The 24,200-nt window shown below is 56.6% G+C and carries 27 protein-coding genes; 6 read left to right on the top strand and 21 right to left on the bottom strand.

The window, feature by feature from the left end; translation table 11 throughout:
* Positions 1–47 precede the first annotated feature (47 nt).
* Complete coding sequence (locus ACIGHL_RS02500; protein ID WP_128119205.1) at positions 48–491, bottom strand: Hsp20 family protein; 444 nt, start codon at positions 489–491, stop codon at positions 48–50.
* A gap of 199 nt (positions 492–690) precedes the next feature.
* On the opposite strand from ACIGHL_RS02500, the gene ACIGHL_RS02495 reads away from it, so the two are divergent.
* Positions 691–1,353 (top strand): SDR family oxidoreductase, encoded by a 663-nt coding sequence (locus ACIGHL_RS02495; protein ID WP_499175699.1) that lies wholly within the window; start codon positions 691–693, stop codon positions 1,351–1,353.
* Here the strand turns inward: ACIGHL_RS02495 and ACIGHL_RS02490 are convergent.
* The 19 genes from ACIGHL_RS02490 to ACIGHL_RS02400 form a co-directional block, all read right to left on the bottom strand.
* A complete protein-coding gene (locus tag ACIGHL_RS02490; protein WP_128119204.1) occupies positions 1,350–2,324 on the bottom strand; it encodes a tRNA dihydrouridine synthase in 975 nt (324 codons plus the stop codon). The two genes, ACIGHL_RS02495 and ACIGHL_RS02490, sit on opposite strands and share 4 nt — an antisense overlap.
* Positions 2,325–2,487: 163 nt before the next feature.
* The gene (locus ACIGHL_RS02485) at positions 2,488–2,955 is read right to left on the bottom strand and encodes a tetratricopeptide repeat protein (RefSeq protein ID WP_128119203.1); all 468 of its coding nucleotides are present in this window, start codon (positions 2,953–2,955) and stop codon (positions 2,488–2,490) included.
* Positions 2,955–3,350, bottom strand: a complete 396-nt coding sequence (locus ACIGHL_RS02480) for a hypothetical protein (RefSeq protein ID WP_045426063.1) — start codon at positions 3,348–3,350, stop codon at positions 2,955–2,957. The genes ACIGHL_RS02485 and ACIGHL_RS02480 overlap by 1 nt, the downstream gene beginning before the upstream one ends.
* Positions 3,332–3,664, bottom strand: coding sequence for a helix-turn-helix domain-containing protein (locus ACIGHL_RS02475; RefSeq protein WP_128119202.1), 333 nt, complete (start codon positions 3,662–3,664; stop codon positions 3,332–3,334). The genes ACIGHL_RS02480 and ACIGHL_RS02475 overlap by 19 nt, the downstream gene beginning before the upstream one ends.
* 142 nt (positions 3,665–3,806) lie before the next feature.
* Positions 3,807–4,274 carry a YkvA family protein gene (locus ACIGHL_RS02470; RefSeq protein ID WP_128119201.1) on the bottom strand — a complete coding sequence of 156 codons (468 nt, stop codon included), beginning with the start codon at positions 4,272–4,274 and terminating at the stop codon, positions 3,807–3,809.
* 471 nt (positions 4,275–4,745) lie between these two features.
* Positions 4,746–5,063: a ComEA family DNA-binding protein gene (locus ACIGHL_RS02465; protein ID WP_128119200.1), complete on the bottom strand. Its 318-nt coding sequence runs from the start codon at positions 5,061–5,063 to the stop codon at positions 4,746–4,748.
* Between the two features lie 130 nt (positions 5,064–5,193).
* Positions 5,194–6,765 (bottom strand): flagellar hook-associated protein 3, encoded by a 1,572-nt coding sequence (locus tag ACIGHL_RS02460; protein ID WP_128119199.1) that lies wholly within the window; start codon positions 6,763–6,765, stop codon positions 5,194–5,196.
* A gap of 11 nt (positions 6,766–6,776) precedes the next feature.
* Positions 6,777–8,849 carry a flagellar hook-associated protein FlgK gene (flgK, locus tag ACIGHL_RS02455; RefSeq protein ID WP_216706776.1) on the bottom strand — a complete coding sequence of 691 codons (2,073 nt, stop codon included), beginning with the start codon at positions 8,847–8,849 and terminating at the stop codon, positions 6,777–6,779.
* Between the two features lie 2 nt (positions 8,850–8,851).
* Positions 8,852–10,042, bottom strand: coding sequence for a flagellar assembly peptidoglycan hydrolase FlgJ (gene flgJ, locus ACIGHL_RS02450; protein WP_128119198.1), 1,191 nt, complete (start codon positions 10,040–10,042; stop codon positions 8,852–8,854).
* Between the two features lie 10 nt (positions 10,043–10,052).
* Complete coding sequence (locus ACIGHL_RS02445; RefSeq protein WP_128119197.1) at positions 10,053–11,156, bottom strand: flagellar basal body P-ring protein FlgI; 1,104 nt, start codon at positions 11,154–11,156, stop codon at positions 10,053–10,055.
* Between the two features lie 13 nt (positions 11,157–11,169).
* On the bottom strand, positions 11,170–11,865 hold the full coding sequence (gene flgH, locus ACIGHL_RS02440) for a flagellar basal body L-ring protein FlgH (RefSeq protein ID WP_128119196.1): 696 nt from the start codon (positions 11,863–11,865) through the stop codon (positions 11,170–11,172).
* 29 nt (positions 11,866–11,894) lie between these two features.
* Entirely contained in the window at positions 11,895–12,680 is a 786-nt protein-coding gene (flgG, locus tag ACIGHL_RS02435; protein WP_046162214.1) for a flagellar basal-body rod protein FlgG, read from the bottom strand.
* A gap of 46 nt (positions 12,681–12,726) precedes the next feature.
* Complete coding sequence (gene flgF, locus ACIGHL_RS02430; protein ID WP_128119195.1) at positions 12,727–13,467, bottom strand: flagellar basal-body rod protein FlgF; 741 nt, start codon at positions 13,465–13,467, stop codon at positions 12,727–12,729.
* A gap of 192 nt (positions 13,468–13,659) precedes the next feature.
* Positions 13,660–15,237, bottom strand: coding sequence for a flagellar hook protein FlgE (locus tag ACIGHL_RS02425; protein WP_128119194.1), 1,578 nt, complete (start codon positions 15,235–15,237; stop codon positions 13,660–13,662).
* A gap of 31 nt (positions 15,238–15,268) precedes the next feature.
* Positions 15,269–15,949, bottom strand: coding sequence for a flagellar hook assembly protein FlgD (flgD, locus tag ACIGHL_RS02420; RefSeq protein WP_045426030.1), 681 nt, complete (start codon positions 15,947–15,949; stop codon positions 15,269–15,271).
* A gap of 18 nt (positions 15,950–15,967) precedes the next feature.
* On the bottom strand, positions 15,968–16,411 hold the full coding sequence (flgC, locus tag ACIGHL_RS02415) for a flagellar basal body rod protein FlgC (protein ID WP_128119193.1): 444 nt from the start codon (positions 16,409–16,411) through the stop codon (positions 15,968–15,970).
* A 13-nt stretch (positions 16,412–16,424) separates the two neighbouring features.
* Positions 16,425–16,829, bottom strand: coding sequence for a flagellar basal body rod protein FlgB (gene flgB, locus ACIGHL_RS02410; RefSeq protein ID WP_128119192.1), 405 nt, complete (start codon positions 16,827–16,829; stop codon positions 16,425–16,427).
* Between the two features lie 200 nt (positions 16,830–17,029).
* A complete protein-coding gene (locus ACIGHL_RS02405; RefSeq protein WP_128119191.1) occupies positions 17,030–17,854 on the bottom strand; it encodes a CheR family methyltransferase in 825 nt (274 codons plus the stop codon).
* A gap of 37 nt (positions 17,855–17,891) precedes the next feature.
* Positions 17,892–18,824: a chemotaxis protein CheV gene (locus tag ACIGHL_RS02400; RefSeq protein WP_046162218.1), complete on the bottom strand. Its 933-nt coding sequence runs from the start codon at positions 18,822–18,824 to the stop codon at positions 17,892–17,894.
* A gap of 166 nt (positions 18,825–18,990) precedes the next feature.
* Between ACIGHL_RS02400 and flgA the strand changes: the two genes are divergently transcribed.
* The 5 genes from flgA (at position 18,991) to ACIGHL_RS02375 (ending at position 23,514) form a co-directional block, all read left to right on the top strand.
* Positions 18,991–19,743, top strand: coding sequence for a flagellar basal body P-ring formation chaperone FlgA (flgA, locus tag ACIGHL_RS02395; RefSeq protein WP_128119190.1), 753 nt, complete (start codon positions 18,991–18,993; stop codon positions 19,741–19,743).
* A 104-nt stretch (positions 19,744–19,847) separates the two neighbouring features.
* Positions 19,848–20,177: a flagellar biosynthesis anti-sigma factor FlgM gene (gene flgM, locus ACIGHL_RS02390; RefSeq protein WP_045426013.1), complete on the top strand. Its 330-nt coding sequence runs from the start codon at positions 19,848–19,850 to the stop codon at positions 20,175–20,177.
* Positions 20,178–20,221: 44 nt separating this feature from the next.
* Positions 20,222–20,692: a flagella synthesis protein FlgN gene (locus ACIGHL_RS02385; RefSeq protein ID WP_045426010.1), complete on the top strand. Its 471-nt coding sequence runs from the start codon at positions 20,222–20,224 to the stop codon at positions 20,690–20,692.
* A gap of 73 nt (positions 20,693–20,765) precedes the next feature.
* Positions 20,766–21,515, top strand: coding sequence for a flagellar brake protein (locus ACIGHL_RS02380; protein WP_128119189.1), 750 nt, complete (start codon positions 20,766–20,768; stop codon positions 21,513–21,515).
* Positions 21,516–22,302: 787 nt separating this feature from the next.
* Positions 22,303–23,514: a site-specific integrase gene (locus tag ACIGHL_RS02375; protein ID WP_128119188.1), complete on the top strand. Its 1,212-nt coding sequence runs from the start codon at positions 22,303–22,305 to the stop codon at positions 23,512–23,514.
* Here the strand turns inward: ACIGHL_RS02375 and ACIGHL_RS02370 are convergent.
* Positions 23,511–24,140 (bottom strand): hypothetical protein, encoded by a 630-nt coding sequence (locus tag ACIGHL_RS02370; protein ID WP_499175693.1) that lies wholly within the window; start codon positions 24,138–24,140, stop codon positions 23,511–23,513. The genes ACIGHL_RS02375 and ACIGHL_RS02370 overlap by 4 nt on opposite strands.
* Positions 24,141–24,200: the final 60 nt, after the last annotated feature.

Raw genomic sequence — 24,200 nt, 5'->3', positions numbered from 1 at the left:
AACTGCGTAGGCGGGGTTACTGTTCAAGCTACGTGCTGGCGGCTCGCTCAGCCCTCCAACGCCAAACGCTCACCGTTAATTGGGATGCGCTTGGGTTTGGCCTCCTCTGGCACGACACGCTCGAGCTCGATGCTGAGCAGCCCATTTCTCAGCTCTGCGCCCTTCACTTCAATATGGTCGGCGAGGCGGAACGAGAGCTTGAAAGCACGCTGGGCGATACCCTGATGCAGGTAGGTAACGTTTTCGCCACTGCTCTCACGCTTGCCACCGCTCACGGTCAGCACGCCTCGCTCGACCTGCAAATCCAGATCGGACTCCTGGAACCCAGCGGCGGCTACGATGATGCGGTACTGGTCATCGCCGTGCTTTTCCACGTTGTAGGGCGGGAACGAGCCGTTTGCATCATTGCGCAGCGCGGACTCGAACAGATCGTTGAATCGATCGAAACCAATGGACTGACGAAACAGTGGGGCCATCGAAAAACTAGTCATTTTGCTATCTCCTGATATTCAGCGAGTGGTTCATACAGGACCCGAATTCGGCATCCTGTGATGCCCTAATTAGGACCTACTCGCCTGTTTTCAAGACCGGTCGTCGAGGATCTTTTATGTCGAAAGTGATGTTGATAACGGGGGCCAGCCGTGGCATCGGCGCTGCCACACCAGGCTCGCAGCGGCTGAAGGCTACGCGTTGTGCTTGAACTTTCGATCGCGCCAGGACGCAGCCGACCAGCTACTGAACGAGCTGCGCAGCCGGGGCGCGCGCGCAATTGTGGTCGAAGCGGACGTAGCGGAGGAGTCGCAAGTCATACGCTTGTTCGAAGCGCTTGATGCCGAATTCGGCAGGCTCGACGTACTAGTCAATAACGCCGGCAGGCTCGAACGCCAGACGCGCCTCGAAGACATGGACAAAGCACGCCTGGAACGCGTATTCGCGGTAAATGTATTCGGTAGCTTTCTCTGCGCCCGCGAGGCGGTCAAGCGCATGTCCACTCGCAACGGTGGTACCGGCGGTGCCATCGTCAACGTCTCCTCAATTGCAGCCAAACTCGGCGCGCCCAACGAGTACATCGACTACGCGGCCGCCAAGGGCGCGATAGATAGCATGACCCTCGGGCTGGCCAAGGAAGTCGCTGCAGAGGGCGTCCGGGTCAATGCCGTACGGCCCGGCGTGATCCATACAGAAATTCACGCCAGCGGTGGCGAGCCTGATCGCATCGAGCGCGTAAGGAGCAGCGTGCCCATGGGCCGGGGTGGTGAAGCGAAAGAGGTCGCTGAAGCGATCCTCTGGTTGGCCAGCGACAAGGCCAGCTACACCAGCGGCGCTCTTCTTGATGTGAGCGGAGGACGCTAAACAGCCGCCTTAAAACCCTGCGCGTTTACGTCTAGACCCAGCAGTGCGTCGAGCCGATCGCAGCCGTTTTCCCGCCGAACCTGAGCGAACAGCGTAACGGCTTGCGGATAGTTACGGGTAAGCAGGGATAACCATTGTTTGAAACGACCTGGCGCATAGCGCGGAGACATCTTGCGTCGCGCCTGCATCCAGAAATCGGCCAAAATCGGTTGCAGATCTTCCCAACTCAGCGGCTCGAGCAGCGCACCGGCCTTTGCCGCCGCGATCTGCCGAGCCAGATCCGGCCGACAAACCAGTCCGCGGCCTAGCATGATGTCCTCAACTCCGCTGACCTCACGGCAACGTCGCCAGTCCTCGACCGACCAAATATCGCCATTGGCAAACACCGGCACATTGACGACGTCCCTAACCTTAGCCACCCACTCCCAATGCGCTGGAGGTTTGTATCCCTCGACCTTGGTCCGCGCATGCACAACCAGTTGCGCAGCACCGCCATCAACCAGTGCACGGGCACAGTCGAGCGCGCCGTCCTTGTGGTCAAAACCCAAACGCATCTTCGCGGTAACCGGTATCTGCGCCGGAACCGCCTTACGTACTTCGAAAAGGATGGAATGAAGCAGATCCGGCTCCCTGAGCAGAACGGCGCCACCGCGGGATTTATTGACCGTTTTGGCTGGGCAGCCGAAATTGAGATCGATTGCAGGGGCGCCGAGGCTACACGCGAAGGCCGCATTGTCAGCCAGGCAGAGCGGATCCGAGCCCAGCAACTGCACACGCAACGGCGTACCTGCGCGGGTTGCAGCGCCGTGTTCAAGCTCGGAAGCAAGCTTAAGAAAACTGGATGCCGGTAACAGACGATCCGACACTCGGATGAATTCGGTCACGCACCAGTCAACAGCGCCAACACGGGTGAGAACGTCGCGGAGAATGTCATCAACGAGCCCTTCCATAGGCGCCAAGGCGATCTGCATTAGAAACGACCCAACCGAGAAAGCGCTGCATTGTACGGACGCCAGCCATGGTAAGAAATGTCCGCGTCACGCCAATCGGCAGAACATCCGACGCCAAGCGATAAGCAAAAGGGTACTAGGGTTGAGCCTGCAAACGCGGACGCTTTATCTCAGTCACAGGGAATCAAAGTCCGAGTCTGGCCGCGCTGGCCTTGTAATGTTCGGCCTGCTGCACGTCTCGTGCGAGCCCATGGCCGCCCGCCATGTACAGCTGAGCCAACCTGGCCGCCGCTAAGGGGTGCCCTGCGTCGACGGCAAGCTTCCACCAATGCGCGGCCTTGGCGCCGTCTGGGCCGTGAGTAGCGTCTTCGCCCAGGCTGATGACACCCATCTGGTAAGCGGCCTTGGCATCGCCCTTTTCGGCGGCCAGACGCAGCAGACGTATGCCCTCTTGCCTGGCACCAAATCCCTGTCCTCTAAACAGCAGAATATGGCCGTAAAAGCTTTGCGCCTTCGAATCGCCAATCGCAGCCATACGCGAAAATTGGCCCTCCATCCAGCGCCACAGTTTCGGTTGCCGAACGGCCCAACGTGAGCTCATCAATTTGCGAGCAAACAGATAACCGACTCGCGCACGGATGTTATTCAGCATTACGGAATCCCTGGATAATCAAACTCGAACACTCGCGCAACCTCACCTGCGTGCCAGGATGCGGCAGCAGAACCGTCTGCCGGACCAGAAAAGCGCCCGAGGCGAGTAGCACATTCGAAAAAACCGGTTCTTGGCAGACGACTTGCCCCTTGGCTCACCACTAATGCACTACGTAGCGGCCGATCCGCACGGGCATCCAGGGCAGCCAGATGTTCCAGCGCGGCTGTCAAGGTTTGCATGGCCGGCGCCGGTAACTGGAGCCGCTCGACCAACGCGCGGTAAGTAACCAGATGGCGCTGTCGCCGGACCTCAGCCAACTCGTCCAACAATGCCTGCCAATGTGGACGGCTGATGCGAATTGACGCTGCGGTGCCTGTCACGCCTCCTGCTGCCATCCTTCGATCTCCAATGCGCGGGCGAGTGCGCGACGTATCGCATTATCGGGATCGCGTTCACCGCTTTCGATGAGGGCGAGATAAGCAGGGCTGATACCCACCGAGCGCGCCAGCGCTTCTTGGCTCAACCCCTTAGCCTCCCGCAACATCGGCAACGTTCCGAAAGTTGGCAATGCGCCTAGAGCAGTATCACTTGCTTCCACTGGCTTTGCGGCGCTTACGTTACGCCCGTTCGTCAGCAGAGCCTGATACTCCTCCCAAGGCAGCACGGCATACTCTGGCTTACCGTCCCGCATGATGACTTGAACACTCATCCGCTACCCCGACCGTAGTCTCAAATTGGAAAGTCGGGATCTTACCAGTCCGCGCGTCTATTTTTTCGACACCAGCCGGTCGCACCAAAGAATGAGGAAAGGGGCTGCACGAGCCATTCGAAAGAACTAATCCAGGGTCTTTTTAGCGCCCGACATTCCGCCCGTTGCTAACGTCACTATCCATTGGCTCGTCCAGGGTGGGTAACCGGTCGATACTTGCTCGTATATCCGCTGACTGGCTGTCTCTCCAGGTCCGAAACGCCTGCAACTCGCCAGACCACTTGCGGATTATCCAACCCAGTACTGCTAGATCATCAACGAAGCCAAGACCTGGAATCCAGTCTGGGATAGCGTCCAAGGGGGACAGGAAATACAACAAGCCAGCCACCGCAGCCACCAGTGCGGGCCTGCTGACCTGCCGATATTCGCCTCTCCACCACGCCACACACAGTTGCTGCAGCAAACCAAGATCTTCACGCAGACCTTTCATCAACCCACCCTGAGCCGAGCGTTTGCGCGCGACCGCAAGTAGCACGATGGGCAACCGGCCCCGAGCGAGCACACGTTGCGCCATCGGTAGGTATTTAAAGAAATTCCAAGGTGTTTTCATCAGATACCTCCGACTAGAGCTGCTTTGCTCGTTCTCTGAAAATATCCACAGAACCTGTGGATAAGCTTGTGAACAGCGGCTGGATGACTGGCTGGAACGCCCGCGTGACGTGCCTCTAAACAGATCGGCGGTTTTTTACTCAGCGAAAATAATCTTTTACAATCAGTAAGTTAGCAAAACCCAGTGAGTTGCTGCGCCGCGTACAGGCGTCTTCTCAGAAAAGACGGTATCAATGTGAATAACCGTAACATGTCAACACCTTTTTAAGGCTAGTTCGGCCTCAAAGGCGGTAGACAAAGTTAGCTGAGCGTTCTAACAAGGACAGCGCGCGTAGGCCCGCGTTCCTACCTACCGGACCGGGATAGCCAACGCAGCAGAACCGGCCCGATTTAAGACGGGGCTTCGCTTCACCGTTACGGACATAAAAAAGCCGATCGACTGACCGGCTTCGTTTATTCAAAAATAGGCTGGTCAGTTAACGCCCAGTTTGGTTCGATTTTTTTCTAAAGTGGCCGCACCGATTCCTTTAACTTCGAGGAGCTCGTCGACGGAGGTGAATGGGCCATGTGCTTCGCGATAAGCAACAATCGCCTTGGCCTTTGTTGCGCCAATACCCTTGAGTTCGCGGGTAAGGGTTTCGGCGTCGGCCGAATTGATGTTGATCGGCGCTGCTTGCTGGGCCGCTGCAACCACCACGGGGTCAGCAGGCTTGGTCGGGCCAGCGAAACTGCTGAGAGACACGCTAGCGAGCAGAGCGAATATGGAAGCGGATATCAAAGACTTAAGCATTGTTCATGTCCTTATGAGTGTTGAATTAGCGACGCGGTACTCCATGCGCCGCTAGGACACTCTAACCGCCGTCGCAGGGCAGTCAAATCCTGATCGGAATTCTGTGACCTGCTCCCCGCTATGCCGGCTACTACATCTTGTTGAACAAACTCAGTCCGGCGATCTTGACGTAGCTTTGCTGGGCGGCTTCGAGTATCACCGTCTGCATGGACAGGCGCGACAAGGCCTCGGCATAGTCCAGCTCGCGGAGATCGGCCTGGATGCCTTTGTTGACCAGCGTGACGTCCTGGTTATCTGTTTGCGTGGTTTCGATGGTATTCAGTCGCGCACCGATATTGCCGCGCGCCGCATCGACACTAACCATGCCGTGATCGAGGTTGGTCAGCGCTACTCCAACGGCGTCCCGGACGCCGATGTTTCCGTTAGCGGGGTTTTCCAGAGCGGAGCGGAGGTTGGCGATGGTGTCGAGGATGCCTTGTTTCTGCTCGTTAACGCGAGTTAACGACAGATCGCCTGCAGGAAAATTTTCCTTCAGCGTCATCGACAGGCCTATTCCTTCAAGCGCCTTGACATCCTGTGGACTAAGCGTCCCATCGGAAGCAGGCTCAAGCTGCACTATCGGCTCACTAAAGATAGTTATTTTGTTAACGCTGCCTGTAAGGGCCGGATCTGCCAATTCGACCTTAAAGTTAGCAGTGCCGCTTGGGAACTTAGCCGCAAAAGCAGTAGCGTCAGTAATGCGCAGATTCAGCGCTTCCGGCAGGCCATCCGTTAAGCTTGCGGTTCTGCTACTTGACACCGCCGGTGCCACCACAATGCTCTCGCCACCAACCGGCACTCCATCAAACTGAAGGTGCACGCCTCGAAAGGTCAAGGTATCCGATTTGTCTTGGTTGTCATCAAGGGTTCCGGACGCCAGAACCAGATCTGACTCACCCTCTATGACAGGGAAGGCTGTGGGCGGCGCAGCCAAGTCGTACACAACGTAGTCCGTACCCGACGTGAAATGAATGCCGATCCCGCCTGTTGGAAAGGACGGATTGCCACTGAACGCCACCTCATCCTGAACTAGAGGCGCTGAGACGCTCAGTGTCGACCCAGGCTGGGCGGTAGCCACAGCGCTCGTCAGCCGCCCGGCATTTGTCACGTTTTCGAAAATTGATTTGCCGTTATCGCTGATCGGAATATTCAGCGAGCTGGCAATCTGTAGCTTCCTCTGCCCTTCGTCGCCCTGATAGCTGTAACTGCCATCGGCGGCGCGAACGAACGGCTGAGTCTTGCCTTGAAAGCCGGAAAATAGATACTCCCCCCGGGCGTTACGCGTATTCATCAGCGACAGCAACTCATCCTCACGCTCGCCCAGTTCGGCGGCGATGGATTTGCGGTCTTCAGCACTCAATGCTCCGTTGCCCGCTTGTACTGCGAGTTCGCGTACCCGCTGAAGGATCGTGTTTACCGAGTTCAGCGAGACCTCTTCTTGGGTCAGGCTGTTCTTTGCCGCGGTCAGGTTCGAGTTGTACTGACTTAGCACATTCTGTTGCTGTTCAAGCTGAAGCAGACGTACCGACGCAACCGGATCGTCAGCGGGCGTCAGGATACGATTGCCCGTGCTGATCTGCTCCTGTGTGCGGGTTGCATTGAAGTAGTTGCGCTGAATACCGGCTACGCCGTTATTGAATGCTTGCAGAGTCGAGATGCGCATGGGCGGGCCTGTTACCTAAAGGTATTGATCAATGTATCGAACAAGGAGCGGGCAACTTGAATGATCTGAGCCGAAGCGTTGTAGTACTGCTCGAACTTGATCAGGTTCGCGGCCTCCTCATCGAGGTTCACAGCCGAAAGCGAATCGCGATTATCCGTGGCCTGCTTGAGAATCGCGCCGGTCGCTTCGCTGTCCATACGGGCCTGAGCCGTCAGTGTCCCGACGCGCTCGACCAACTCCCCATAGCCGTCGGTGAAACTGAAACCGGACCCCGCTGAGCCTGGGTCAACTCCAACGGTCTGCTTCGTTTGGAGGTCAACAAGCTTTAGCGCGTTGCGGTTGTCTGAAACCCCACCTTGGTTGTAAGTCAGCGAAAAGCTGTCGCTTGTTTGGGGTCTTCCGCTGACATTGATTTCAAACTGATAGGTTTCTCCTGGCGTGGCCGTGTATGCCAAGCGAACAGTGTTGGTCGTACCGGACTGAAGTGTTGGGGCCAGTAGGTTGCCACTACCGTCGACCAGCGGATTGCCCTTCGCATCCACGTAAGCCCAACCTGTGGGTAGGGCGCCAGCATCGGTCAAGGTGTAAGTGCCGTCGGTGTTGGCAGTTGTGGTTAGGCTCAGCCCGCTGCCAAATCCCGTTTTCAGGGAACTGATGTCAATCGGAGATGGAGCCGATGTCATATCCGGTTGGCTGATAGCACCCGTTCCGCCATTTTGAAGATTGCTCTGTCCGCTTGCTACCGCAGCGAAGGCCAATTGATCGGCCTGATCCAGGGCCACTCTGACGTCCGCCGCGCCACGACGGGTTGACTGAAGGTTGAACTTGTCACCCGCAGCCGGCAATGTGCTGCCCAAGGCAACCTGGAAACCCTGATCGCGACCATCCTTGTCGGTAAAAGACAAGGGGCCACTCGGAGCACCGGCTACGGTCATCAGCTGATTGTCGCTTAGCCGACGTACCTTATAGGCAGCACCGTCGTACTCCATAAGGTAGTCACTGGTGGTCAGCGCACTTGTATTGGTAATGTTTAGCGCTGGCTGTGCATTGGAGCTGTTGCTGGGAAAAGCGGTGACCCTTAGCTGCGCTAAGGCCGCAGCATTGTAGTCGCCGAACAGCGCCTTACCTACCCGGCCCTTCAGATCCAGCCCCTGCCCCAGCTGCGAGTTGACCTGATCACTTACAGCCAGCGCCAGCCGTCCTAACGAATTCATCGTCGAGTCCAACACCTCGCCGCGATAGCGAATCAACCCGCCCAACTCACCACCGGTGATCTGCGAGGTAATGCCCTGCTCCGAGCCACCGCTGACAAATCGAATCTCATGACGGTTGGGATCGCTCAGCCCCGGGACAACCTTGAGCTGACTCACCGTCTTGCCCACCACCAACGGCTGACCACTGCCAACCGAAATATTCAGACTGTTGTCATCCTGCGGCGTCACGCTGATGCCGATATACGTCGACAATTGCCGCACGGCCTCGTCGCGCGCGTCGAGTAAATCGTTGGGCTGTTTGCCGTTGGCCGAAGCGGTCGCGATAGCGTCATTCAAACTGCCGATACTGCCAGCGAGCCGATTGACTTGGTCGGTCACAGCCGCCATCTGCTTATTGGTGAAGTTGTTCTGCTCAGTCAGACGGTCGGACACGGTATTGAAACGGCGTGCCAAGCCTTCGGCTTCAGCCAACACCAGCTGACGTGCCGGAATATTGGCTGGGTCTTCCGCCGCCGTTTGCATCGCTGAAAAGAACTTCTGCAACGATGGGGTGATACCTGTCGTGCTACCGGCTAGCAGCGAATCAAGCTGGTCAATCTGGCTTTTGTACGCTTCAACGTCACTGCTCAGCGACGTGCTGCTGCGCAGCTGACTGGTGAGGAATTCGCTGTAGCTACGGCGGATCTCGACCAGCGTCGTACCTGAACCGACGTATCCAGCACCACTGAATTGCGGCGTGCGGGTCGCTTGGGAGGCATCCTGCCGGCTGAAGCCTGGCGTGTTGACGTTGCTGATGTTATGGCCAGTAATGGACAACTGGCTCTTGCTGGCACTCAGGCCAGACAGGCCAATATTCAGTAAGTCAGCCATGTTTAACCCCTAGTCCGCATCGCGGGCGACGTGCTGGCGTCGGCAATTGTCTGATAGGTCTGCACTTTACGAGCGATCTGATTGATCTTATTCGCGTACTGCGGATCGGTTGCGTAACCGGCCCGCTGCAATTCGTTGACGAAACGCTCGGAATCACCAGAGACGCTGGCGACCTGGATCGCGGGCTTATAGCGCTCGTTGTTCTCCAACAGCCGGACGTAATCGTTGAAGCTCTGCTCGAACGAGTCGTAAGCCCGGAACCCGGCTACCTGCTTGGTCGCTTTGCCGTTTACGTATTCGGTCGTGGTGACTTTCGCCGACTCCCCGCTCCAGCCATTAGCCTTAATACCAAACAGGTTGTGGCTGTTGCTGCCGTCTTTCTGCTTGATCATCGACTTGCCCCAACCTGTCTCGAGCGCAGCCTGGGCCACGAGGAAACGCGGTTCTACGCCGAGACGCTTGGCTGCTTTTTCTGCCATGGGCAACATGGTCGCAATGAATTCAGCCGGAGAGCTGAAGCGCGTCTTGCTCGGGGCGCTCGCCTCGACGCCATTGATGGTCAAAGCTGCTTCTTTGGGCGCCGCGAAAGCGGTGGCTGGCTTCCAGTCGAGATTGACCAACGGCTGAGCCACTCCCGCTTGGTTTGCTTGCTCGGCCTGGGGACTCGCGGCAGCGAGATCCGCCTGCGCCCGCTCGGCCAGACGGCCCGGCAAGGCCAGACGACGCTGGTTGAGCAACTGGGTATCGTTACGGGCCGGGTCAACCTTAGCGAGCGTCGTGTTGGCGTTAGGGTTGCTCGACCATTTGGCACCTTCAGTCTGTGCAACCTGTGCGAACGGATTGGGCTTCTCGACAGGTTTCTGATCCTTGCTCAACTGGCGAATCAGTACATCGGCCAGCCCTATGCCACCGCCTTCCTTGGACAGCGTGACTGAGAGCTGCTGGTCATGCATATCTTGGTACTGCTTGCTGGCCTGGCTGTTGAACGGATTGTCCTTCGCCATGACCTCGGTGGCCGAACGCATCGACTTGAGCATCTCGTTCATGAACAAGGACTCGAACTCCTGAGCGACCTTGCGCACGTTCTCGGCGCCGTCGCGGTCCTTGCCAACCTTGAGCTGGTTCAGCCGGTTGAGGTCGGAGTAACTACCGCTATCAGGGGTACGACGACCCAGTCCCAGACGATTTTCCATGTCCCGTTCCTCAGATAACGATCAGGTCGGCTTGCAGCGCACCGGCTTGCTTGAGCGCTTCGAGGATCGCCATCAGGTCGCTGGGGGCAGCACCTACCTGATTCACGGCGCGGACGATTTCATCAAGCGTGGTGCCAGGGCCGAACTTGAACATCGGTTTGGCCTCCTGCTCCGCCTTCACTTTGGAGTTAGGAACGACCACTGTCTGGCCGTCTGAAAGCGGGTTCGGTTGGCTCACCAGCGGATCTTCCGAAATGGTCACCGTCAGGCTGCCGTGGGTAACAGCTGCAGGTTGAACTCGGACGTTCTGGCCGATCACGATGGTGCCGGTGCGCGAGTTGATGATGACCTTTGCGACCGCCTGACCCACGTCCACCTCCAGATTTTCCAGGATGGACAGGTAATCCACACGTTGGCTTGGATCCAGCGGTGCCGTGATGCTGATCGAGCCACCATCGAGTGCCTGAGCCACGCCTGGGCCGAGCAGCTCATTGATATGATCGACAACGTTCTTGGCGGTAGTGAAGTCGGGGCGATTGAGATTCATCGTCAGGGTCGTACCCTGGTTGAAAGCGCTCGGCACTGGCCGCTCCACAGTCGCCCCTCCAGGGATCCGACCGGCCGACGGGATGTTGACGGTAATCCGCGAACCATCCGCGCCGCCAGCATCGAAACCACCAACGACCAGGTTGCCCTGGGCAATGGCGTAGACGTTTCCGTCAATCCCTTTAAGCGGTGCCATCAACAGACTGCCGCCGCGCAGGCTTTTAGCGTTACCGATCGACGAAACGGTGATATCGATCGTCTGGCCCGGCTTGGCGAACGGCGGAAGCTCGGCGTGTATCGACACGGCCGCCACGTTTTTCAACTGAACGTTGCCGCCCGCGGGCACCTTGATACCAAACTGCGCCATCATGTTATTGAAGGTCTGCACCGTGAAAGGCGTTTGGGTCGTCTGGTCGCCGCTGCCGTTCAAACCAACCACAAGACCGTAACCGATCAGCTGGTTGCTACGTACGCCTTGAATGGTGGCGATGTCCTTCAACCGCTCGGCATGGGCAGGAAGCACTGCAAAGCAAAGCAAGGCAATCAGAATCGAGCTGAACAGTTTCATTGCCTGCACCTGCTTAGAACGGCCACAACGGGCTGATGAAGAAACGGTCCAGCCAACCTGGCTGGCTGGCATCAGCGAAAGCGCCGGTGCCAGAGTAGGTAATGCGGGCATCAGCGATACGGGTCGACGGGACGGTGTTGTCGGTGGCGATATCGTCCGAACGTACCAACCCGGCAATTCGCACCAGCTCATCGCCCGTGTTGAGCGTCATCCATTTTTCTCCACGGATCGCTAGGATTCCGTTGGGCAGCACGTCCGAGACGGTCACCGTGATCGAACCGGAGAGACTATTGCTCTGCCCGGCCTGACCAGAACCAGAGGTATCACGCGCCGCTTCATACTCGGCGCCCAGGCTCATGTTGTTGCCGGTCAACGGATTGGCCATCGAAACAGCACCGCCGAACAGCGATCCAAGGCCGATATTGGCACTGCTGTCCTTGGAGATTTTCGAGTTTGAATTTTTGCTGGCCTGTGTCTTCTCGTTGAGCGTGACGGTGATGATGTCGCCAACCCGGTAGGCCTTCCGATCGTCGTAGAAATTAGTCTCGAAGCCCGCCTGGTAAATCGCCCCGTTGTTTTGTGCAGCAGGCAGCGGTGTGCGCGGCAGAACTGGCGAGTAGTAAGGATCGTTAGGCTTCGGAGCTGGCGCCATGCAACCGGACACAATCACGGCGGACATCAGCGGAAGAACAATCAACAAGCGGCGCATATTCACCTCAATCCAGCGGCTGACAGCGGTTAAAGCTGCTGGGTGACAAAGGACAGCATCTGGTCGGCCGTGGAGATGACTTTCGAGTTCATCTCATAGGCGCGCTGAGTGGTAATCATGTTCACCAGCTCCTCGACCACGCTAACGTTGGAGTTTTCCAAGGTGTTTTGCAGCACGGTACCCAGGCCATTGAGACCAGGTGTACTGACTTGTGGCGCACCGCTTGCGGCGGTTTCCAGAAACAGGTTGCTGCCCATCGCCTGCAGACCGGCCGGGTTGACGAAGTCAGCGGTCTGGATGTTGCCAATGATTTGTGGTGCCGGGTTACCCAGCGTTGTGACGGAAACAGTGCCGTCCTCGCCCACGGTGAATGTCTGCGTTTCCGGCGGTACGACAATCGCCGGCTCCAGTGAGTAACCGTTCGAGGTCACGATCTGGCCTTCAGCGTTCAGATGGAAACTGCCGTCACGCGAGTAGGAAACTGTTCCGTCGGGTAGCAGCACCTGAAAGAAGCCACGGCCGTTGATGGCCATGTCGAGCGGCTGTTCGGTGGTCTGCAGACTGCCGGCGGTGAACTGCTTCTGCGTACCGACGATCCGCACACCGGTACCCAATTGCAGACCCGATGGCAGCTCACTGTCCTGGCTGGACTGGCCACCAGGCTGGCGGCGGATTTGATAGAGCAAATCCTGAAACTCAGCCCGATCTTTCTTGAAGCCGGTGGTCGAGACGTTGGCCAGGTTGTTGGAAATGGTGGTCAGGTTCATATCCTGCGCGGACAGACCGGTCTTACTCACCCACAGTGCTGGAAGCATGTCGTTCTCCTATGGCGCCGGAATCTGGTCGCGCCGACTAGTTTGATTAGCTGATCTGCAAGACTCGGGCCGCAGCGGCACCATCTTCTTCGGCAGTACGCATCATTTTCACGTGCAGCTCGAACTGCCGGGACAGGGCCAGCATCGATGTCATCTCGGCAACAGCGTTGACGTTACTTGCCTCAAGGAAGCCGGAGGTCACACGAACCGCGGCGTCAGCCTCGACAGGCTGCCCATCCTTCAATCGAATAAGGCCGTCGGTACCCTTCTCCAGCTGCTTTGGATCGGGATTGACCAGCTTCAGGCGATCGACCGTCACCACCACATTTGGATCTTCACCCAGCGCGCGGATGCTGATCGAGCCGTCAGCGCCGATCTCCACTTTTTCCTCTGGCGGCACGGCGATCGGCCCGGCATTGCCGAGCACCGGCAAACCGTCGCCGGTCCTGAGCATGCCAAGCGTGTCGATATTGAGGCTGCCGGTACGGGCATAGGCTTCGCTACCATCCGGCGCTTGCACAGCTATCCAGCCATCGCCCTCAACCGCTACGTCCAGGTCCCGACCGGTCTCTTGCAAGGTGCCGGAGCTGAAGTCCGTACCCGGCCGCTCGGTCATGGCATACACACGTGCTGGAAAAGTGTCGCCAAAGACCTGCATGGAGCGCGCCTGCTCGAAGTCACGCCGGAAGCCCGTGGTCGAGATGTTTGCCAGGTTGTTGGCATGCGCCTGCTGGGCTTGAGCGTTCTGGCTCGCGCCCGTCATCGCCACATAAAGCATCTTGTCCATGGAACCTCCGCTGCACCCGAATTGACACTAAACAGACCTATGCTGCAAAACAAAGCAAGCCATGTGCCAACTACTCAAATTAGGCTTAAGCCTTTGAAAAAAAAAGCCTTTTATAACAAAAAAAAGGCCCCGAAGGGCCTTCTGAAAACGAAGCGGCAGTTTCCCGCCACCCCGCGCAGTGCTAGGTAGCAATTACCGCAGATTGATGATCGTCTGGGTAATTGCGCTTTCAGTTTCGATGGTCTTGGCGTTCGCTTGGTAGTTGCGCTGCGCAACGATCAGGTTGACGAGCTGATCTGAAAGCTCGACGTTGGAATCTTCCAGTGCGCCAGCCTGAAGAGCGCCCATGGTGCCGGACATTGGGGTACCGACTACCGGTTCACCCGACTCGTATGACTGAACCCATTGCGTCTTGCCCGCCGGAGTGAGGCCCTGCACGTTGGCGAAGTTGGCCAGAACGATTTGCCCTTGCACTTTTGACTGTCCGTTGGTGTAACGAGCAAAGATCAGCCCGGTGTCGTCGATCTCAAGCCCGGCCATCTCACCGGTGGTGTAACCATCTTGGGCGACACTATTAACCGCGAAAGAGCTTGAGAACTGGGTGGACTTAGTAAAATCCATCACGATGCCCTCGGGATTCGCTAGTGCGCCGTTTGGCGTCCACTTTGCTGGCGTGCCGCCATCGGAAATGGCTGGGACCCAACCGTTACCGTTTCCAGCTGCGATCTCGCCTGCAGTTGCGCTGCGAAGCGTTACTTTCAAATCGGGCCCCACGGAAAATGGACCGTTTTCCGGATTGGATACTCCGGTTAGGTTACCAGCAGAGTTGAAAGTAAGCCCCATTACATACTCTGAATCATCGCTAGGATTTCTTGGGTTGCGCCCATCAACCAATACCCGCATGTCCCACGTGTTCGCACTCGTCTTAACGAAGTACTGGGTCATAACGTGGGCGTTACCCTGCGAATCATAGATATTCAATGATGTGGAACTGTTATAGGTGGTCGGATCAGTCGGGTTGAATGTATTAGCAGCTGCAGTGGAAGCAGCTAGTGTATTAACAGGCAAAGCCTTTGCGGCGGTTCCATCAGCCTGAGCTTGAGCAATATTAGTCGCATCGAGGAGAGCAGCACTGCGCGCAGCGTCAGCGTCTGCCGGTGGAGCACTGTCATATGCAGCCTGGCCTGCGGCTGTTAACGAGTCGTTATAGGCCGTTTCATACGCCGATTGAAGAGTCGCGTCATAAGTAGCCTGCCATGTAGCGGGCGGACTTTGCGTTGAGTTCAGGTTGAATGCCGTATCAATCTTACTGCTAGCTTTGGGCGCCTGGTTGGCAGTTTGAATCTGCAAGTCGCCTACAACTCCGTTCTGCAGATTTCCATTCTTATCTACAGGAAAGCCCTGCAGCTTATAGCCGAAGTTATCAACCAAAGCTCCTTCCCGATCCGTACCAAAATAACCCGCTCGTGTATAACTCAACGCGCCGTTATTACTGACCTGAAAAAAACCATTGCCATTAATCGCAAGGTCCAACGCATTCTGGGTGTAGTTGATGTTTCCCTGGTTGAACTGCTGGGAAATATTTGAAAGTAATACACCACTACCGACCGGATTTTTACCTGTCCCCATCACCGACGCCGCGTAGACGTCTGAAAACTCCGCCCGCGACTGCTTGAAGCCAGCCGTGCCAGCGTTGGCAATGTTGTTACCCGTGACATTGAGGTCTTTGCTGGCGGCACGCATGCCGCTAAGGCCGATATTGAACGACATGAATTGCTCCTGTTACCGGGCGCGCCGGTAGTTACTGACCGATAACCTGGACTTGAGATAGCCCGATGCTGCCGACACCGGCCAGATTGAGCTGAAGCTCACCGCCGTTTTGTCCGAGAGTGACGCTGTCTACGTTGGCAGGAAGCAAGGTGTACAACCCCTTCGTCTCGCCTTGATAAGTGGCTTGTGCTTCGAATCGATAGGTACCCGGCGGCAAGGTTTTGCCGCTCGAGTCTTTGCCATCCCACATAAACGAAACATTGCCAGCTTCCTGCTGACCCATGTTGATCCGATTCACTACCGTACCGGCGCTGTCATAGACGTTGACCGCCACGTTGCTGCTGGTCGTCGGAAGCACGATGCTGGCCTTGAATGTCTCGCTGGTATCAACCACCGCCTTGTCAGTCGGCACGATTACTTTGCGGCCGACGAGTGAAGATGCTTGCAGCGCTTGGGATGACTGATACCCGGACAGCATGGTTTCCATGCTTGAGTTCAGTTTTTCCACACCTTCAACGGTGCTGAACTGTGCCAGCTGCGCGATGAACTCACCGTTCTCTTGCGGCTCCAGCGGGTTCTGGTTGTTCAACTGAGTAACCAGCAATTCGAGAAACTCGTTTTTGCCGAGGTCGTTGCTTTTAACTTCGCGATCTTTGATCTGGTATTGGTCAAGTACCGAGCCGGTACCGCTGACGCCGCCTGTCGTGCTCATGGCTATATCTCGTAGTGGTTACTGGCCTAGGGTCAGAACTTTCTGCAACATGGTCTTGGCTGTATTCATCAGCTCAGCATTGGTTTGAAACGACCGGCTGGCAGAAATCATGTCGGCCATTTCTTCAACGACATTGACGTTCGGGTAATACACGTAGCCTTCGGCATTCGCCGCCGGATGGTTGGGCTCGTACCGGGCTTGCAGTTCGCTCTGGTCTTCCACCACTCCCAGCACCTGGACGCCGGCCCCCGCCTGGTCCTGCTCAGCGAATAACGACCCGTTCGGCGACCCGTCGGCCTGCTGCAGCATGGTTGCGAACACGGGGTGACGCGCGCGATAAGTCTGGTCGACGCTAGACGACACCGTTTCGGCGTTAGCAATGTTGCTGGAAATGGTGTTGAGACGAGTGCTCTGGGCACTCATGCCGCTGCCGGCGATGCTGAATACACTGCTGAGGGACATGGTTTTGCTCCTTTTATTCGCCGCGCAGGGCGCTCATGAGCCCCCGAAATTTACTGTTGAGCAAGGTGAAACTCGCCTGAAAGTCGATAGCATTCTCGGCATAGGCCGCTTGCTCAACCTGGGCATCAACAGTGTTTTGATCGAGCGACGCGTGTGCCGGCGTGCGGAAACGCAAGCCGGGATCGGCAATCTCCATGCCTTCGGCGGCAATATGCTTGCTGCTAGTCACCGCCACACCGAATCCGCCCTGGTTCTTGCTGTTTTGCGCAGCAAGCACTGAGCTGAATTCCAGATCACGCGCCTTGTAGTTGGGGGTGTCAGCGTTGGCGATGTTGTTGGCAAGCACCTCGGCACGCTGAGCGCGAAAACCGAGCGCCTTCTCATGGATACCGAGTGCCTTGTCGAAACTGATGCTCATGATCTAGCCCTTTGCCGGGTACAAGTCTGCTTAGCAAACACACAGCAAAGCCCATGCCATTTCGGCAACTGACTGATTTATAAGCTTTTTTGAAGAGTGGATTGGACTAGGCGTCAAAAGCGGCAAAGCGTGACCTATGTTTTTGCCGCTCATCCAGCCGATAGCGACAGATTCCTGCCGCCTTTGCTAAGAACCAACCATTACTTTGCTTTGTAGATGATGCCCGGGCTGCATTGCACCATCTGATACAGCTCAGGAAGACCGTTCAGCGCTTCGGATGCTCCCAGAAAGAGGTATCCGCCTGGCTTCAACGTCGCGTGGATTCGTTTGAGGATGTCTTTCTTTACATCAGCGGAAAAATAAATGAGCACGTTGCGGCAGAACACCACATCGAACTTGCCGAGCACGGCATAGCTGTCGAGCAGGTTCTGCACCCGAAACTCAACACGACTACGAATTGCCGGCTTAACCACCCAACGACCCGGGCTTTTCACCTCGAAATGACGCTGCAGCCGCTCACTGGATAAACCTCGAGCGATAGCGAGACTGTCATATTCGGCTGCCTTCGATGCAGCAAGCATGGCGCCTGACAATTCAGTAGCCACGATCTGAACTGCCGTTTTCGGGTGGCTAGGACTACTGCGCTCGTACTCGTCGATGGTCATCGACAGCGAGTAAGGCTCTTGCCCTGATGAACAAGCGGCCGACCAGATACGCAAACGCTGTCCCGGCGCGTTTTTCAGCAGCTCAGGCAGAACGCGGTTTTTCATCACCTCAAAAGGATAGGTGTCACGAAACCAGAGCGTCTCGTTGGTTGTCATGGCGTCCACGACCTGCTCGCGCAGGCCGCTACGCGGCTGGGCCTGAATCTTCCTGACCAAATCGCCAAGCGTTTTGAGCCCTTGCTGCTCCATAAGCTTGTTCAACCTGCTGGACACCAGGTACTGCTTGTTGCTGCCCAGCAGAATGCCGCACGTCTTCTCGAGGAATATTCGGAACTGATCGAAATCCGGATCACCTGACACTAATAATGCCCACCAGTCATATTAAGAGGACGACGCCTCAATTCTTATCCGTAGTCCGGATCCGCTCTATCACTCGATTGGCCAGATCATCTGCCTGAAACTTGGCGAGAAAATCGTCCGCTCCGACCCGCTTGACCATGCTCTGGTTGAACACACCGGAAAGCGAAGTATGCAGCAGAATATGCATATCACGCATAGCCGGATCCTGACGAACCTCCGTCGTCAGGGTGTAACCATCCATTTCTGGCATTTCGATATCGGAAATCATCATTATGAATTCGTCAGACGGCTTCTTGCCCTCAGCTACAAGCTTTCGCAGATAGGTGAGCGCCTGCCGCCCATCATTGTGCGCAACGACCTCGATTCCCAGATTCTGCAGACAACGCATGATCTGCTTACGCGCCACAGACGAGTCATCGACAATCAGTACCCGACTGGTTGACGCCTTGTTACTGGTTGCCTCGTCCGCAATGCTGACCGAGAGCACTTCGGACACCGGCGCCACTTCGGCGAGTATCTTTTCAACGTCGATGATTTCCACCATCTGTTGATCTACATGAGTCACGGCCGTCAAATAATGGTCGTGCCCAACACCCTTAGGGGGCGGAAGAATATCTTCCCAGTTCATGTTGACTATCCGCTCCACCGAGCGGACCAAGAAACCAAGCACCTTGGTGTTGTATTCGACAATGATGGCAAAACTATTCGGCAAATCCTGTAGCACTGGCTTTCCGGTAGCAGCGGACAAATCGAGGATAGAAAGCGTGCTTCCCCGAATGTTCGCCACCCCTCTCACCACCGGGCTCGACCGAGGCATGACCGTGAGCCGAGGGCACTGCAGCACCTCTTTGACCTTGAACACGTTGATGCCATAAAGCTGCTTGCCGTCCAGTCTGAACAACAGCAGCTCCAAACGGTTCTGTCCCACCAGCTGCGTACGCTGGTTAACCGAATCCAATACACCGGCCATGCCAGTTCCTCTTGCGTGTGAGATGGGCGGGCAGACATCTGTAGCTCAGACTATCTGGCGCTGAAGTGGCATGCATGCCAACACCGATTTGCAAAATACCTGTCTCGCCTGCCCAGTCAGTTTCTGAACGGTCAACAAACGGCACGTCCCTTGCTTCAACCAACACATGAGCAAACAGACGACTTTTTTCCGGCATCCGTGCAAGACGCTTTTCCAAACGTTTCTGTTGGCGACTCTGTGCGCGCTGAGCCAGCTGGCTGACTCAGCAAGCTTTACGCGACCTGAACAGCTTATCGACGCGACCCGCGCTTTTCTTGAGCGGGAAGTAACTGACTATTTACAGCGTAGTCAAATCCAGGCGCGCTACGAGATCGAGCTGAACAGGCTGGACCCGCGCCTACGGCTAGCGGCCTGCGATCAAGGATTGACGACCAGACTCGAAAGCCCGGCACAACCCGTTGGTCGCATTACCGTGCGAGTTAGCTGTGAAGCTACTTCGCCCTGGTCCGTTTTCGTCCCTGCACAGGTCCATTTGTTCCGGGAAGTAATCGTAGCCAGACGGCCCCTGGCCCGAGAGAGTGTCGTAGAGCTAGCCGATGTTACCCTTGCCGAGCGCGACGTCAGCCTGCTCAATCAAGGCTATCTGACCTCGTTCGACCAAGTGCTGGGCAATAAGATTACCCGTAGCGCCCTCCCCGACCAGGTGCTACCTCCAACCTACTTATCACCAGCTGAAATAGTCCGAAAAGGCGACCAGGTGGTAATCAGCGCGAAAAACTCTACGATAAATGTAAGAATGCCTGGCGAGGCGCTGTCCGACGGCGCGCTTGGCTCTCAGATCAGAGTCAAAAACCAGCGCTCCGGACGGACCATCAAAGCCCGCGTCGTTGGTCCCGGGCAAGTAGAAGTCGCAATGTGAAGGCGGGCGCCGCTACGCCAGCCGCCCGTATGAAAAAAGACTAAAGTTTTATTTGGATTTGCCGAAAAGCAGGCAAGCGTCCTGACTTATTCGAGGTTTCGATCATGGTTATCGATTTCAATCGGCCTAACAGTGCCGTCAATTCAACCAGCAATGGGCGTAGCAGCAACGTCCAGAACACTGAGCGACCAACGGCTCAGCAGCCCTCTACTGACGAAGCAAAGACCACCGGCAACAGCCCGGTATCGGGGGAGAGCGTTCAGCTGAGCCCCGAAGCCCAGCGCCTTCAGCAGACCACCGAGAAGTTGAACCAGCAGCCCGCCGTTGATCAAGAGCGTGTTGCTCAGATCAAGCAGGCAATCGCCGATGGTAGCTATCAGGTGGACAGCCAGCGAGTGGCATCGAAGCTACTGTCGTTCGAAAGCCAGCGCTGAGCCTGACACCAATGCGAGCGGGCGTGAGTGCAACAGAGGCCACTATGCTAGATTCCGAATTGCTCCAGCAGCTGACCAACGATATCGACACCGCCAGAACGCTACGCGAGCTCACCGACGCGGAATATCTGGCCCTCTCTGAGCGTAATCTCGGTGGGCTGGAGCAGCTGCTCACGCAAAAACAGGCACTGCTGGCACTTTTGGGCCAACACGGCACGCTACGCAGCCAGGCATTAGCTAGGGCACAGCTGAGCGCCGACCGCAACGGCTTGGCACAGTTTGCCGCAGCTTCGGAGATAGGCGGCGAGATCCTTGCCCAGGCAGAACAGCTGGAGATCATCCTTGAGGACTGCCGCAAAGCCAATGAACGCAATGGCAAGCTTATCCGGGCCAACCAGAGCGCCGTAGGGACCATGCTGCAAATACTGCAAGGCACGTCCCAGACCCCGGACGTTTATGATCGCCGGGGAGCTGCCGCCAAAAGCACTCATCATCGCCCGCTCAGCCAGGCCTGAACCATCCGCAGCCGTATAGCATCAAAGTGCTATCATTGGTCTGTCGTCGTTACATGCCGGAGAGCAACGCCAAGTGTCTAGTCCTTTCGCTGAGGGAGAAGGCCCTCAGCCCCCTCAGATACTCAAGACTCCAGTCGAAATTCAGGCAAATTTACGCCCCCTGCTGGATAACCATATCCCACTGCAGGTCCGTTTTGCCGAGCGCGCTCAGCGGTACCAGACTTACCTGGTAGAGATAAACCGCGAAAAGGGCTGGCTTGCGTTAGACGAGCTGATACCTAGCGATGGTGAGCGACTAATGGCGTCAGGAGAAGCTTTCCAAATAGAAGGCTTTTACGAGGGCGTGCGAATCGCTTGGAATAATCCACATCCAGTGCATCTTGGCGAACTGGACGATGCGCGCTGCTATTGGGCTCACCTGCCAGACGAAATTCTTTACCACCAAAGGCGAAACGCCTATCGCGCCACACTGAGCGGGCAGCCAATCGCAGCGCAACTGAACGGAAAGACGATCAGGAAACCTCTGGTGGGCAAAGTCTTGGACATGTCGGCAACGGGTTGCAAGCTGAGCTTCCCAGGGAATCTACAAGCTGGCCTACAGTCCGGCCAAGTCTATGATCAACTTTCCGTACACTTGCCTTTCGGCGCCATAACAACCGCAGCTGAGCTGCGCCACGTTATCTACGATGAGAAACTTGATCTAACGTTCTGCGGGATACGCTTCCACCGAATCAGTGGCTTAACGCAGAGACAGGTTGAACGGTTCGTCTATCAGCTACAGCGCGAAGCCCGACGTGATCAGGTGACCGACCGGTTTAGTTGATACAGCAACGCGCACGCTTCTGATCGGCGTTGATCAAAAGCCACCCTCCCTACCCGGCACCTACTCGTCAGCTCGCGACCAAAGCAAACGGCGAGTCAGTCTGAGCATGGGAACCGACGGCGCAAGACACCGGCTTGTATTGATAGCTGACCCTATGCACGGTGTGATTAGCTAGAGGCTCGAATGTTGAGCCAATGTGACGCCTGGCGCCCATCTTCAAATGCCCCCGCAAACGCGTCCCGCACGTTCAGACCACCTTGGAAGGCCTGAACTATCGGGCACTCGGTACGTGTCGATGGTGCTTGGTAGTTGGCTGAGACAGAGATCGACCCGATCGGTGGCAGCAGAGACGATGGCAATGGCACGTCTTCTCCGAATCTTGCCAGCAGCGTGAAAGGACCTGCTGGTTCGCGGTCCGTTATGGAGCCGCCAAGCGTCCGTGTAGCTGGGACACTGTAGTAGGTACGTAGGACCAGCACTAAGCGCCAGTTGTGAGGATAGGCAGGAACGGAGGGTCCGAAGCCGGCTTCAATCAGCACGGAGATGCGCCATCGAAGCAGACCTAAAGGCAATGACCTGCACGACCTGTCCATCTTGGCCAGATGGGCAAATGCTCTCATGTGGTGTCCCAGGCGAGGTTCGAACTCACAACCTTCCCCTTAGGAGGGTCAAAAGACCCTCTTACATATCAAGCACTTACCTTGCAAATCAACGACTTAGCGTCCCGTTGCATCCGGTAAATCAGCCCCGTATAGTCTTTCATGCTGGTACGTTGCTGGTATGGAAGATGAAAGCCAAGATCACTCAAAAGCTAATCAACAGTCTCACCCCTGAGGCGAAGCATTACCGCGTATACGATACCGAGCAGCCGGGCCTATTCATTCGCGTCCAGCCCAGCGGTCACAAAAGCTATATGGTGACTTGGGGGCGCAACCGTGAGCGCTCATTAGGTCAAGTCGGAACTCTGACGCTCGCCCAGGCGCGCACCGATGCCGCTCGATATCTTGCCGATGCCTACGAGCACGGCGAACCGCTGGCAGTCTCCCAGGGCCGCAAGGGTGCCGGCCTCCCTACCCTGCGCCAGTTCATCGACGATCAATATATGCCGTGGTTCGAGGCCCACCACAAAGGGCACGAAAAGACACTGCACACCCTGAACACCAGCTTCGAGCCGATCATGTTCCGCCGTCTCGATGAGATCGCCGGCCGCGACCTGGAGCAGATCCGCACCGCCTGGCTGAATGCAGGCAACAAGCCGTCAACAGCGAATCGCAAGATGGGCAGCATCAGCGGAGTATTCAGCCGCGCCGTCGAATGGGATTACCTGCCCGCCTCGCCTCTCGACCGGATCAAAGCACTCAAGGTCGATTCGATTGGCCGCATTCGCTACCTGTCGAAAGAGGAAGCTATGGCCCTCAGGGGCGCGCTAGAGGCACGGGAGAAGATCGCCCGAGCACAGCGTGACAGTGCGAACGAATGGCGAGCCAAGCGCAACCGGGAGCCTTTGCCGGATCTTCACGCCCTCGCCTTCGCAGATCATCTGAAGCCCATGATTCTGCTGTCACTCAATACGGGAATGCGGCGCGGCGAAGTGTTCAACCTACGCTGGCAAGACGTGAGTTTGCAGGGCAAGACGCTGACCGTAGCGGGCGAAGGGGCGAAGACCAGCGAGACGCGACATATCCCGCTGAACGCCGAGGCGCTGGCTACTCTCAAGGCTTGGAAGGAACAAGCGAGCGGAACGGGTTACGTTTTCCCAGGCGAGAAGGACAAGCCCATGACAGACGTTAAAACGGCCTGGCTGGAGTTGCTGAAGAACGCCGGCATCATCGGCTTCCGCTGGCATGATATGCGCCACGACTTCGCGTCGCGGCTCGTGATGGCTGGCGTACCGCTCAACACGGTGCGCGATCTGCTAGGACACGCAGATATCAAGATGACGCTGCGCTATGCCCACCTTGCACCGGATAGCAAGGCGGCTGCGGTGGAGCTGATCTAGAGCACCTCGAAGATTTCGTCGAGCTCGCCGCTTTTGCGAAGCATATCGACATAATCAGGGAAGCTGAGATTGAGCGAGTTGTTCGCCAAGAAGCGAGCGTAATCATTCAGTAAAGGCCAGTAAATGCTGACCAGTGAAAGGCTGAGCTTAGGAATTGCCGGGCTATCCACAACCAGCTCCCGAGCCCTCTTATCGAATAGATCGTCGTCACCAGCGAAGATGTCGAGATTCTTAAATACCGTTCCGGTAACGACCTGATCCCTATCGTTGAGCGCTGCAGGCTCAATCAAATGCAGCCTCAGCTTAAAAAGCTCCGAATCCTCTGTCCAAACGGCTCGCATTAGCTCGCCTAACAGAATCCGCGGCTCGCCTTGCTTTGAGAGCTTGTCCTGCCGAATAAATGCCGGCGGCGCGATCGACTTCCGGTCAAAAGCGTGCTCAAGCAAACCCTCGATGGCGTCCGGAAGACTCTTCTGCTCGATAGCTGCAAGCACGTCCAAGCATGACTTGGCATAGCCGGACACCCTAACCGATAGCACCGTTTTCTTTGATCTGTTCGCCATTACCATCTCCTTAGTGCAGCCAGAGTAAGCGACGATAAAGAAAGTATCAAGACACGCTTGCATCAACTGTTACTTACACATAGGATGCACACATCTGGCCCGCACCCCTTCCCTCCAAACTCA

This window comes from Pseudomonas sp. NPDC077451 (genome assembly GCF_044543345.1).
Classification (GTDB): Bacteria; Pseudomonadota; Gammaproteobacteria; order Pseudomonadales; family Pseudomonadaceae; genus Stutzerimonas.
The sequence above is the reverse complement of the archived record's forward strand: the minus strand, read 5'-3'. Positions and strand labels throughout refer to the sequence as shown.

Bases quoted from the DNA above. Each gene is read 5' to 3' on its own strand.
- ACIGHL_RS02500 (WP_128119205.1), bottom strand. From the start codon at position 491: ATGACTAGTTTTTCGATGGCCCCACTGTTTCGTCAGTCCATTGGTTTC.
- ACIGHL_RS02490 (WP_128119204.1), bottom strand. From the start codon at position 2,324: ATGCAGATCGCCTTGGCGCCTATGGAAGGGCTCGTTGATGACATTCTC.
- ACIGHL_RS02485 (WP_128119203.1), bottom strand. From the start codon at position 2,955: ATGCTGAATAACATCCGTGCGCGAGTCGGTTATCTGTTTGCTCGCAAA.
- ACIGHL_RS02480 (WP_045426063.1), bottom strand. From the start codon at position 3,350: ATGGCAGCAGGAGGCGTGACAGGCACCGCAGCGTCAATTCGCATCAGC.
- ACIGHL_RS02475 (WP_128119202.1), bottom strand. From the start codon at position 3,664: ATGAGTGTTCAAGTCATCATGCGGGACGGTAAGCCAGAGTATGCCGTG.
- ACIGHL_RS02470 (WP_128119201.1), bottom strand. From the start codon at position 4,274: ATGAAAACACCTTGGAATTTCTTTAAATACCTACCGATGGCGCAACGT.
- ACIGHL_RS02465 (WP_128119200.1), bottom strand. From the start codon at position 5,063: ATGCTTAAGTCTTTGATATCCGCTTCCATATTCGCTCTGCTCGCTAGC.
- ACIGHL_RS02460 (WP_128119199.1), bottom strand. From the start codon at position 6,765: ATGCGCATCTCGACTCTGCAAGCATTCAATAACGGCGTAGCCGGTATT.
- flgK (WP_216706776.1), bottom strand. From the start codon at position 8,849: ATGGCTGACTTACTGAATATTGGCCTGTCTGGCCTGAGTGCCAGCAAG.
- flgJ (WP_128119198.1), bottom strand. From the start codon at position 10,042: ATGGAAAATCGTCTGGGACTGGGTCGTCGTACCCCTGATAGCGGTAGT.
- ACIGHL_RS02445 (WP_128119197.1), bottom strand. From the start codon at position 11,156: ATGAAACTGTTCAGCTCGATTCTGATTGCCTTGCTTTGCTTTGCAGTG.
- flgH (WP_128119196.1), bottom strand. From the start codon at position 11,865: ATGCGCCGCTTGTTGATTGTTCTTCCGCTGATGTCCGCCGTGATTGTG.
- flgG (WP_046162214.1), bottom strand. From the start codon at position 12,680: ATGCTTCCAGCACTGTGGGTGAGTAAGACCGGTCTGTCCGCGCAGGAT.
- flgF (WP_128119195.1), bottom strand. From the start codon at position 13,467: ATGGACAAGATGCTTTATGTGGCGATGACGGGCGCGAGCCAGAACGCT.
- ACIGHL_RS02425 (WP_128119194.1), bottom strand. From the start codon at position 15,237: ATGTCGTTCAATATCGGCCTTAGCGGCATGCGTGCCGCCAGCAAAGAC.
- flgD (WP_045426030.1), bottom strand. From the start codon at position 15,949: ATGAGCACGACAGGCGGCGTCAGCGGTACCGGCTCGGTACTTGACCAA.
- flgC (WP_128119193.1), bottom strand. From the start codon at position 16,411: ATGTCCCTCAGCAGTGTATTCAGCATCGCCGGCAGCGGCATGAGTGCC.
- flgB (WP_128119192.1), bottom strand. From the start codon at position 16,829: ATGAGCATCAGTTTCGACAAGGCACTCGGTATCCATGAGAAGGCGCTC.
- ACIGHL_RS02400 (WP_046162218.1), bottom strand. From the start codon at position 18,824: ATGGCCGGTGTATTGGATTCGGTTAACCAGCGTACGCAGCTGGTGGGA.
- flgA (WP_128119190.1), top strand. From the start codon at position 18,991: ATGAGCAAACAGACGACTTTTTTCCGGCATCCGTGCAAGACGCTTTTC.
- flgM (WP_045426013.1), top strand. From the start codon at position 19,848: ATGGTTATCGATTTCAATCGGCCTAACAGTGCCGTCAATTCAACCAGC.
- ACIGHL_RS02385 (WP_045426010.1), top strand. From the start codon at position 20,222: ATGCTAGATTCCGAATTGCTCCAGCAGCTGACCAACGATATCGACACC.
- ACIGHL_RS02375 (WP_128119188.1), top strand. From the start codon at position 22,303: ATGAAAGCCAAGATCACTCAAAAGCTAATCAACAGTCTCACCCCTGAG.
- ACIGHL_RS02370 (WP_499175693.1), bottom strand. From the start codon at position 24,140: ATGCAAGCGTGTCTTGATACTTTCTTTATCGTCGCTTACTCTGGCTGC.